We start from the raw sequence: 9,366 nt of genomic DNA, 5'->3' as shown, positions 1-9,366 counted from the left end.
TGCTCGCACAAACGTTCGTCGCCGCGCCGTTCGTCGTGATCACCGCTCGCGCCGGCTTCGCGCGGGTGGACGAACGGCTCGAACAGGCCTCCCGGTCGCTCGGACACGGCCCGCTCGCGACGTTCCGCAACGTCTCGCTCCCGATGGCCCGGGGCGCGATCCTCGCCGGGATCACGCTGACGTTCGCGCGGGCGATCGGGGAATTCGGCGCGACGATGATGGTGGCGTACAACCCACGCACGATGCCGACCCGCATCTGGGTCGACTTCATCTCGGGCGGTATCGACGCGGTCGTCCCGCTCGCGCTCGCCCTCCTCGCGATCACGCTCGCCCTCCTCGCGGTCGTCCAGCGCGTCGGCAGCGTGCCGACGGTGGTCGACGCGTGACGACCCACGACGATCGGCGCGTGACGACCGACGGGAGTCGCACGGTGACGGCTGACGGCGGTCGATCCTTGGCGTTGGAGATCGCCGACATCACTCATCAGTACGGTACCGAGCGGGCGCTCGATAGCGTGTCTTTCGGGGTCGAGCCCGGGGAGTTGGTCGCCCTCTTGGGGCCGAGCGGGTGCGGCAAGACGACGCTCGTTCAAGCGATCGCCGGCCACATCGACCCGACCGCGGGCCGGGTGCGCTTGCGGGGCGACGACGTCACCGACGCCCCGCCGGAGTCCCGCCACGTGGGGCTCGTCTTCCAGCAGTCGACGCTGTACCCGCACATGACCGTGGGCGAGAACGTCGCCTACGGGCTCACCGCGTGCGGGACGGGGCGGGCCCGGCGAGATGAGCGGGTCGCCGAGTACCTCGATCTAGTCGATCTGCGGGCGCGGGCGGACGAGTCGCCCGAGGCGTTAAGCGGCGGACAGCGACGCCGCGTCGAGCTCGCTCGGGCACTGGCCCCGGAGCCGGACGTGTTGCTGCTCGACGAGCCGCTCTCCGCGCTCGACAGGACGCTTCGGGACCGGCTCCGCGACGAGATCGACCGGATCCAGCGCGAGACAGACGTGGCGACCTTGTTCGTCACCCACGACCAGGCGGACGCGATGGCGCTCGCCGACCGACTCGTGGTGTTTGACGACGGATCGATATCGGCGGTCGGCGAGCCGCGCGCGCTGTACGAGTCGCCGCCGACACCGTTCGTGGCCTCGTTCCTCGGCCGCTCAAACCGGCTTCGCGCGCGAGTCGTCGACGCCGACTCGACCGCCGACGCGGCCGCCGACGAGCCGCGTGATATCTGTCTCGACAACCGGACGATCGATCGATGTGAGAACAGGGCACGGTTCCAGCCGGGCGATACGGTCGTTTGCCACGTCCGCCCCGAGGCGCTCACGCTCCGGGTCGAGCCCGGCGGATCGGATGCTACGGGCGAACCGACGGACACGGACGGCCCGCCGCGGTCCATCACACTGAGCGGGACGGTTCGGCGGGTCCGCGATGTCGGAACACGCTACGACGTGACCGTCGGAACGGCCGACGGCGCGACGCTCATTGCGGAGCAAGCGACGGATCCACCGGCGGTCGGCGACGCGGTGACCGTCAGGTTCCCGCCGTCGGCGCTAACGGTGTTTCCCGACGACTCCGTGGACGACTCCCGGCTGTGAGGGCGACCTCACTCGTCGTCGACCCGCGCGAAGCGATGGCGGACCACGTCCGCGTCGTCGTCCCAGTCGAACTGGCCACCGTGGGCGCGGACCATCCGCTTTTTGTACGCCTCCAGCGAGGGCGACCCCTCTCGTTTCGCGTCCGCGTCCGTCATGTCGCCGAGGGTTCGTTCCGTCACCTCGGTCAGTTCGAAGGTGACGCCGTCGACCTCGAACGTGTCCCCGGGGTCGCCGTACCGGTTCCCGCGGTGTAGCTGCGTGACGTCGCCGTCGATCGCCGCCTGCTTTACTCGGTCGTTCGGCAGGAGCGCCGCCGGGTCGTTCTCGGTCATGGGTCCTCGTTGTGTCGCCGGCGACTTATACGCACGGAGCGGTCGACCGGCGTCCGCTCGTCTCTGGTCCGCCGTCGCTCACAAGCCCCCACGCCGTAGCCAGCTGCGGATCTCGAAACCGTGCGTGCGGGCCGATCCACGGCCGTGATCAGGGACACGGATCGTCGAGCCGAGGGATTCAAGATACTGCCGGCCCCCTTCTCCGACGATGCGTCAGGACCACCTCATCACCGCGACACAGCTCTCGCGGGATGACATCGAGGCGGTGCTCGACCGGGCGCGCGAGGTCGCCGCCGACCCCGCGGCGTACGCGAACCGGCACGCGGGGACCGTGCTCGCGCTCTGTTTCTTCGAGCCGAGCACGCGCACCCGGATGAGCTTCGACGCCGCCGCCAAGCGGCTGGGGATCGACACCATCGACATGGGCGACGTCGCCTCCTCGTCGGTGTCGAAAGGCGAGTCGCTCGCGGATACCGTCCGCGTCATCGAGGGGTACGCCGACGCCCTCGTCCTCCGTCACCCGAGCGAGGGGGCCGCGACGCTGGCAGCCGAGTTCGTCGACGTGCCGGTGATAAACGCGGGCGACGGCGCGGGCCAGCACCCCTCACAGACGCTGCTCGACCTCCACACGATCCGGGAGGACCACGGGCTCGACGACCTCACGATCGGGATCATGGGCGACCTGAAGTACGGTCGGACGGTCCACTCGCTCGCGGCCGCGCTCACCAACTTCGACGCCCGACAACACTTCATCAGCCCGGAATCGCTCCGGCTCCCGCGGTCGGTACGATTCGACCTCCACGAGACCGGCGCGCAGGTGCGCGAACACGAAGAGTTAGAGACCGTTCTCGACGAGCTCGACGTCCTCTACGTCACCCGGATCCAGAAAGAGCGGTTCCCGGACGAGAACGAGTACCACCGCGTTGCCGGCGAGTACCGGATCGACGCCGACACCCTCACCGACGCGAACGACGACCTGACGGTGATGCACCCGCTGCCGCGTGTCGACGAGATCGCGCCCGACGTCGACGACACCGAACACGCTCGGTACTTCGAACAAGCACACAACGGTATCCCGGTGCGTATGGCGCTCCTGGACACCCTGCTGGAGGCCGACAATGAGTAACCACGAGCTCCGCGTCTCGAAGATCCGCAACGGCACCGTCATCGACCACGTCGAGGGGGGACAGGCGCTCAACGTCCTCGCGATCCTCGGGATCGACGGCTCCGAGGGGTTGGGCGTCTCGATCGGGATGAACGTCCCCTCGGACCGACTCGGTCGCAAGGACGTCGTCAAGGTCGAGGACCGGGAGCTCTCCCAGTCGGAGGTGGACGTGCTCTCGCTCATCGCGCCCGAGGCGACGATCAACATCATCCGCGAGTTCGAGGTCGCGGAGAAGAACCGCGTCACCCGTCCCGACGAGGTCGCTGGCGTGTTATCCTGTCCGAACCGGAACTGTATCACTAACGCCGACGAGCCGGTCGAGACCCGGTTCGACGTGATCGACGACGGCGTCCGGTGTGACTACTGCGCGACGGTCCTGCGCGCGGACATCGCCGACCACATCGACGTCTGATATTCGGTCGGGAGGTATCACCGAACTCACCGACGCCCACGTCGCCGATAGGTTTTAGCCGGGTCCGATCGAACGGTCGGATGACACGTCATGAGCAAGAAACTCAAGCTCCTCCTCGTGCTGTCGCTCGTCGTCCTCGCGTACTTCCTCTTCGCCGGCGATAAGGAGCCGGTCGAAGTCGAGTAGGCGGTCGGACGTGACCACGCGGGCGGGAGCCCGCAGTTTTTACCCCTCACCCGCGTAGCGACTGCCATGTACGGGGTCGTCACGCGAAACGCCGACGAGGTCGAGATGGAGCCGTTCGATCTGGGGTTTTACGAGGTGAAGGACGTCACCGGCCGGGCGGCCGCGCCGCTCCCGAACGCGGTGAACATGGTGTCGTGTTTCGGGGACAACGCGGCCGCGAGCGAGAACCCAGAGCTCGTGCCGGTGGACGAGCGTGGCGAGCCCGCCACCCGCGACCGCGAGTACTTCGACTGGGCGTACGTCTGTCCCACCCACCCGGAGTACCGGGAGGGGTTACTCGAGATCATCGAGGACTGCGCCGCCGAGAACGACGATGTCCGTCTCGACGACGTGGGGTTCCCCCGCGAGGGGTTCTGTCACTGTGAGCGGTGCGAGCGACGGTTCGCCGAGAGCGACCACGACGACTGGAGCGACTGGCGTGCGGACGTGATCACGGAGTTCGTCGCCGAGGCCGCCGACCGGATCCCCGGGCGGACGCTTCTGACTCTCTACCCGGACCCGTATCCGGACCACCTCCGCGAACGTGCGGGTCTGGACATCGGGGCGTTGACCGATCACGTCGACGAGTTCGTCGTGCCCGTCTACGACCTCCACTACGCGACGACCTACTGGCTCGAGTCGATCGCTCGCGGGTTCCGATCGCGACTCGGCGGCGACTACGACGTTCACGGCGCGCCGCCGGAGACGCCGTTCTCGATCGAACTGTACGCCGTGAACGTCGACGTCGACGACCTGATCCACGCCACGGAGGTCACCGAGACGTACGCGAAGGACGTGTTGTTCGGCTACGACGCCAGCAACGCGGCCGCGGCGCTCCGCCGGAAGGACGCCGACACGCGAGACGGTGAAGTCCACCGGCCGGAGTGAGCGGCGTGAACGAGGGTTTATATACGGACGCGGCGGAAACGTACTCGACCGGCCGCCGGTGCGTGGCACACCCGTCGTCGCGCGCTCTGCGCGAGGCGGCGGCCTTTCAACGTCCGCACCGTAGCGGCGGTCGATTTACACGCTTGAGCCGGCGGCTCGTCGCGTGCCTCCGACCCCGCTAGTGAACCGTCCGGTCGTCGTCGGTGTCGATCGGTTCGATCGGGTCCGCGTTCCCGAACGCCGGATCCGGACCGTCGCCCGGAGCCGCCCACTCGACCGCGTTTCGGAGGACCTGCCGGACATTCTCGTCGCGGTAGATCGGATACGTCTCGTGGCCGGGGCGGAAGTAGAACACCCGGCCGTTGCCGCGGCGGTAACAACACCCCGAGCGGAACACCTCGCCGCCCGCGAACCAGGAAGTGAACACGAGCGCGTCCGGCTGCGGGATGTCGAACCGCTCGCCGTACATCTCCGTCTCGTCGAGCTCGATGTACTCGCCGATCCCGTCGGCGATCGGGTGGCCGGGCTCGACGACCCACAGCCGTTCCGTCTCCGCGGCTTCCCGCCACTTGAGCGAGCAGCTGGTCCCCATCAGTCGCGTAAACGGCTTCGAGTAGTGAGCGGAGTGGAGCGGGAGAAACCCCATCCCGTCGAGGACGTGGTCGTGAACACGCGCGGCGACCTCGTCACGGACCTCGTCGTGGGCGGCGTGGCCCCACCACGTGAGGACGTCGGTGTCGGCGAGCACCGACTCGGTGAGCCCGTGGTCGGGACCCTCGTCGAGCGTCGCCGTCCGGACCTCGTGGCCCGCCTCCCGTAGCGCAGCCGCGATGACCGCGTGGATCCCGTCGGGGTACACCGACGCGACCGTGTCGCTCTCGCGCTCGTGCCGATACTCGTTCCAGACCGTGACGCGTGCCATACGCCGCCTCCACGCCGGATCGTGTTATAAACCGGTGTCCGAGGTCGATCCCCGGCGAGGTATATAAGCGAGTTCGATGATCGCGACCCGAGCCCGCAACCGGACCGCAATCGATTTCCCAACTCGACGCGACGGTCCGCCCGTGACGCGGGTGTGTCTCCTCGGCGATCCGGACGTCAACCTGACCTACGAGCTGCTGTCACGGGAGACGGCGCGCGAGGCGCTGGCGACGTACGAGATCGCGGAGCCGTTCGCGAACAGCGTCGCCGTCGACACGGTGAGTCTGGGCGCGGCGGTGTCGCTGTTGAACGACCTCCACTGGTACCTCGTGCGCTTCGTCGACGAGGCGCTGGTGTTGGAGCCGTCCGTCTCCCGCGAGGAGTGGCTCTCGCGTGACCTCGCGCGCGAGGTCCGGGACGGCGAGGTCCCTCCCGAGGAGACCGACCAGCGCCTCAAGGTGTTCGGCCTGGTCGACGGAGAGCCCGTCGAGCCGATGTTCGTCCGCCGGGTCCAAGGTCGGACCCCCGAGTACGACCTGCGGGAGGTCGACGAGACGCTCGTCGTCCGCGTGAGCGAAACCGAGTTCTCGGGGTGACCCGCGGTCGAGAGGGCGGTCACCGAAACGGCCGTCGGATCCGGACCGCTCGCGGCGTGTGACCCCGCGGGCAACGGGCAACGCGGCGATTCTCAAGAGCCCGACACGGCAGTTATATACCAGTTCTACAGGTGGGCTCGTTACTTATATACTATATAAGTAGCCGAGACGATCGGGCTGGCCTATGACGCTGGCCTATTACCCCGTGGAGCACACGACCTCGTCTCGGAGGGGCGCGCCTCCTCACCTCCGCGACCTGCCCGCGACGGATATACGGTCACAGAAAGGCGCACTACCGCTCGAACGACCCCGTGTCCGGAGTGATCCGAACGGGTTCGGTCGCGGTCCCGATCAGAACGTCGAGACGTCGCCGTCGATGACGCGGCGGGTGACCCCGGTCACGTCCGCGAGCTCGGCGTCGATGATCTCGACGACCTGGTCTTCGATGTCGGCGATGTCAACGCCGTCGGCCGTGACGATCTGTGCGTCGGCGACGTGGGGCTCGTCGATCGGGCGGCCGATCTGCGAGAGCAGGCGGACCTGGAGGTCGCGGATCCCGTCGACCTCTTCGGTGACCGATTCGGCGATGTGCGTCGACAGCAGGTTGTAGATCTTCCCGATGTGGTTGACGGGGTTCTTCCCGGAGGTCGCTTCCATCGACATGGGCCGGTTGGGCGTGATGAGCCCGTTCGCGCGGTTGCCGCGGCCGACCGAGCCGTCGTCGCCCTGCTCGGCGGAGGTGCCGGTGACGGTGAGGTAGATCGACCCCTGTTCGTAGTCGTCGGCGGTGTTCACGTCGACGTTGACCTCGCGGTCCGTGTGGTCGCGGGCGAGTCCCTCGACGAACTCGCGGACGTCGGTGACGGCATCGTCGTAGTCGTCGAGGTCGTCGATGTAAGCGTCGACCATCGCGGCGGCGACGGTGATGTCGATCCGGTCGCCCTCGCGTTTCCCCATCACCTTCACGTCGGGACCGAGCTCGGGGTGGTCGGCGTAGTAGGTGGTGTTGAGCTCGCGCTCGGTCTCGTGGACGATCGTCTCCGTCTCGGTGAGCGGCGCGTGACCGACGCCGAAGGAAGTGTCGTTCGCCATCGGGACCTGCTGGGTCTCCTCGCCGAACACGTCCTGCAGGTCGCCGGAGCCCTCACCGAGCTTGACGTCGACGACGACGTCCGTGCCGTACTCCAGCTCGGGGATCGCCTCCGCGAGGTACTCGCGGGCCGCCCGCAGCGCGGTGGAGTCGACCGGGAGTTGCTCGCCGTCGTACTCCTTCGTAGCGCGGCCGACGACGAGGATGTAGATCGGCTCGACGACTTCGCCGCCACCGAACGCGGGGGCCGCACGCCCCGCGACAAGCTGCGTCTCGTCGGTGTTGTAGTGGAGCACCTTCCCGACGCGGTCGAGGTAGAGCTGCGAGAGCGCGCGCGAGACCGACTCGGCGAGACCGTCGCAGATGGAGTCCGGGTGTCCGATACCCTTTCGCTCGACGATCTCGACCTCCTGGTCCTCGACCGCCTGCCGGTCGAGACGACTGACCTGTATGTTCCGATCCATTACGCCGCCGTACTCCGCCGGAGGCGGTATAACTTACGGAAACCTCTCGCGAGCCAATAATGCGTTACGGTTATGTTTTGGCAAGGATTGCGGGACATCGGCAGAGCGGTTTGAGGGATGCACCGCCTCGAACCGACCGACTACTGCACCGCCTCGTACGCCTCGGTCATGGTCGAGATCGCCTCCCGGAGCTCGTCCTCGTCGGTCGCGTACGAGATACGGGCGGAGCCGCGACCCCCCTCGCCGAACGCCTCGCCGGGGACGACGATCACGCCGCGGTCGAGACACTCGTCGACGAACCCCTCGGGGACCCGCGGCATCGCGTAGAACGCCCCCTTCGGGGTGGGGCAGTCGATCCCGGCGTCCGACAGCCCGTCGAGGAGGATATCCCGCCGGCGCTCGAAGGAGTCGGTCATCTCCGTGACGATCCCGCGGTCGCCCCGCAGCGCGGCCTCGGCGGCGTACTGTGCCGGGGCGGAGGCACACGCTTGCGCGTACTGGTGGACGCGCAGCATCCGGTCGACGCGCTCGGCGGAGCCGTACACCCAGCCGAGCCGCCACCCGGTCATCGAGAACAGTTTGGAGGCCGAGTTGACGACCACGACGCTGTCCGTCTCGGCGAACTCCATCGGAGAGTGGTGTTCGCCCTCGAAGACGGTGTACTCGTACACCTCGTCGGAGAGACAGAGCACGTCGTGCTCGTCGGCGATCCGAGCGAACTCCCGGACGTCCGCCTCGGACGAGACCGCGCCGGTCGGGTTTCCGGGGGAGTTGACGACGAACGCCGCCGTGTCCTCGGTTATCGCCGCCTCGACCGCGGCGGGGTCGATCGTGAGGTTCTCACGCAGTGGCACCGGCACCGGTTCGCCGCCCGCCAGCTTCGTCAGCGCGTCGTACGAGACGAACCCCGGGTCGGGAACGATGACCTCCTCGCCCGCGCTCACGTGCGCCTCCAAGGCGATGTGGAGCGCCTCGCTCCCCCCAGCGGTGGCAATGACGTTCGCCGGGTCGAGGCCGATCCCCTGGTCGGTTCGGTGTTTCTCGGCTATCGCCTCCCGGAGCGAGGCGGTCCCTTTGTTCTCAGTGTAGGCGTCCGCCTTCCCGGACTCGATGGCGTCGACGGCGGCCGCACGGGCGTGTGCGGGCGTCGGGAAATCGGGCTGCCCGAGCCCGAGGTTTATCGCGTCGTCGCCGGCCGCCTCGAACACCTCGCGGATCCCGCTTATCGAGATCCGCTCCACCCTGTCGGAGAACTTCGGCATGACCTATCGAGGGTCCCGCCCGGAGTTAGTTCTTGTTACCCGATCGCGTCCGCATGTCGTTCCCGTCTCCGCGTTCTCACCCACCGACAGTTCCTTGCCACAGGCACGTGATCCGATGGCATGGACACCCTCGTCACGGACACGCTGCTCGTCACGATGGACCCGACGGTCCCCGGCGCGACCGGCGATCTCGGGATCGTCGACGACGGCGCGGTCGGGTGGACCGACGGCGAGATAACCTACGTCGGCCCCGCGGCGGAGGTCGAGACGGCCGACGCCGACCGCACCGTGAACGGCGACGGCTGCCTCACGCTTCCCGGCTTCGTCAACGCCCACGTCCACGGCCGGCACACCCTGCTTCGCGGGGCGGCCCAGGACGTCCCCGAGATCGAGTGGATGACCCGAGCGCTC

At 68.0% G+C, this 9,366-nt stretch carries 11 protein-coding genes; 7 read left to right on the top strand and 4 right to left on the bottom strand.

Going from position 1 to position 9,366, the window contains the following annotated elements; genetic code table 11:
• Positions 1 to 386: ABC transporter permease subunit (locus ACFQEU_RS07240; protein ID WP_379780721.1), on the top strand; the 386-nt coding region annotated here is incomplete at its 5' end.
• Positions 387 to 454: 68 nt separating this feature from the next.
• A complete protein-coding gene (locus tag ACFQEU_RS07235) occupies positions 455 to 1,600 on the top strand; it encodes an ABC transporter ATP-binding protein (protein ID WP_379780723.1) in 1,146 nt (381 codons plus the stop codon).
• Between the two features lie 8 nt (positions 1,601 to 1,608).
• Here the strand turns inward: ACFQEU_RS07235 and ACFQEU_RS07230 are convergent, their stop codons facing one another.
• A complete protein-coding gene (locus ACFQEU_RS07230; protein WP_379780719.1) occupies positions 1,609 to 1,932 on the bottom strand; it encodes an ASCH domain-containing protein in 324 nt (107 codons plus the stop codon).
• Between the two features lie 208 nt (positions 1,933 to 2,140).
• Here ACFQEU_RS07230 and pyrB point away from each other — a divergent pair, with 208 nt between their 5' ends.
• From pyrB to ACFQEU_RS07215, 3 genes are all read left to right on the top strand, one after another.
• Positions 2,141 to 3,058 carry an aspartate carbamoyltransferase gene (gene pyrB / locus ACFQEU_RS07225; protein WP_379780717.1) on the top strand — a complete coding sequence of 306 codons (918 nt, stop codon included), beginning with the start codon at positions 2,141 to 2,143 and terminating at the stop codon, positions 3,056 to 3,058.
• Positions 3,051 to 3,509 (top strand): aspartate carbamoyltransferase regulatory subunit, encoded by a 459-nt coding sequence (gene pyrI / locus ACFQEU_RS07220; protein WP_379780715.1) that lies wholly within the window; start codon positions 3,051 to 3,053, stop codon positions 3,507 to 3,509. The genes pyrB and pyrI overlap by 8 nt, the downstream gene beginning before the upstream one ends.
• Before the next feature lie 252 nt (positions 3,510 to 3,761).
• Positions 3,762 to 4,622, top strand: a complete 861-nt coding sequence (locus tag ACFQEU_RS07215; protein ID WP_379780713.1) for a glycoside hydrolase family protein — start codon at positions 3,762 to 3,764, stop codon at positions 4,620 to 4,622.
• Positions 4,623 to 4,800: 178 nt separating this feature from the next.
• Here ACFQEU_RS07215 and ACFQEU_RS07210 read toward each other — a convergent pair whose 3' ends face one another.
• Positions 4,801 to 5,544, bottom strand: coding sequence for a ThuA domain-containing protein (locus ACFQEU_RS07210; protein ID WP_379780711.1), 744 nt, complete (start codon positions 5,542 to 5,544; stop codon positions 4,801 to 4,803).
• Positions 5,545 to 5,686: 142 nt separating this feature from the next.
• On the opposite strand from ACFQEU_RS07210, the gene ACFQEU_RS07205 reads away from it, so the two are divergent.
• Positions 5,687 to 6,139 (top strand): DUF5804 family protein, encoded by a 453-nt coding sequence (locus ACFQEU_RS07205; protein ID WP_379780709.1) that lies wholly within the window; start codon positions 5,687 to 5,689, stop codon positions 6,137 to 6,139.
• 351 nt (positions 6,140 to 6,490) lie between these two features.
• Here the strand turns inward: ACFQEU_RS07205 and ACFQEU_RS07200 are convergent, their stop codons facing one another.
• Positions 6,491 to 7,693 carry a methionine adenosyltransferase gene (locus tag ACFQEU_RS07200; protein WP_379780707.1) on the bottom strand — a complete coding sequence of 401 codons (1,203 nt, stop codon included), beginning with the start codon at positions 7,691 to 7,693 and terminating at the stop codon, positions 6,491 to 6,493.
• 140 nt (positions 7,694 to 7,833) lie between these two features.
• Complete coding sequence (locus ACFQEU_RS07195) at positions 7,834 to 8,955, bottom strand: pyridoxal phosphate-dependent aminotransferase (protein ID WP_379780705.1); 1,122 nt, start codon at positions 8,953 to 8,955, stop codon at positions 7,834 to 7,836.
• A 120-nt stretch (positions 8,956 to 9,075) separates the two neighbouring features.
• Here ACFQEU_RS07195 and ACFQEU_RS07190 point away from each other — a divergent pair.
• Positions 9,076 to 9,366, top strand: a 291-nt coding sequence (locus tag ACFQEU_RS07190; RefSeq protein ID WP_465261120.1) for an amidohydrolase family protein, incomplete at its 3' end; no start/stop codon positions are given.

This window comes from Halorubrum tibetense (assembly GCF_042661865.1).
Taxonomy (GTDB): domain Archaea; phylum Halobacteriota; class Halobacteria; order Halobacteriales; family Haloferacaceae; genus Halorubrum; species Halorubrum tibetense.
This window is presented reverse-complemented; position numbering and strand designations above follow the sequence as displayed.

Coding starts and splice junctions, on each gene's coding strand:
- ACFQEU_RS07215 (WP_379780713.1), top strand. CDS start 3,762: ATGTACGGGGTCGTCACGCGAAACGCCGACGAGGTCGAGATGGAGCCG.
- pyrB (WP_379780717.1), top strand. CDS start 2,141: ATGCGTCAGGACCACCTCATCACCGCGACACAGCTCTCGCGGGATGAC.
- ACFQEU_RS07230 (WP_379780719.1), bottom strand. CDS start 1,932: ATGACCGAGAACGACCCGGCGGCGCTCCTGCCGAACGACCGAGTAAAG.
- pyrI (WP_379780715.1), top strand. CDS start 3,051: ATGAGTAACCACGAGCTCCGCGTCTCGAAGATCCGCAACGGCACCGTC.
- ACFQEU_RS07210 (WP_379780711.1), bottom strand. CDS start 5,544: ATGGCACGCGTCACGGTCTGGAACGAGTATCGGCACGAGCGCGAGAGC.
- ACFQEU_RS07200 (WP_379780707.1), bottom strand. CDS start 7,693: ATGGATCGGAACATACAGGTCAGTCGTCTCGACCGGCAGGCGGTCGAG.
- ACFQEU_RS07195 (WP_379780705.1), bottom strand. CDS start 8,955: ATGCCGAAGTTCTCCGACAGGGTGGAGCGGATCTCGATAAGCGGGATC.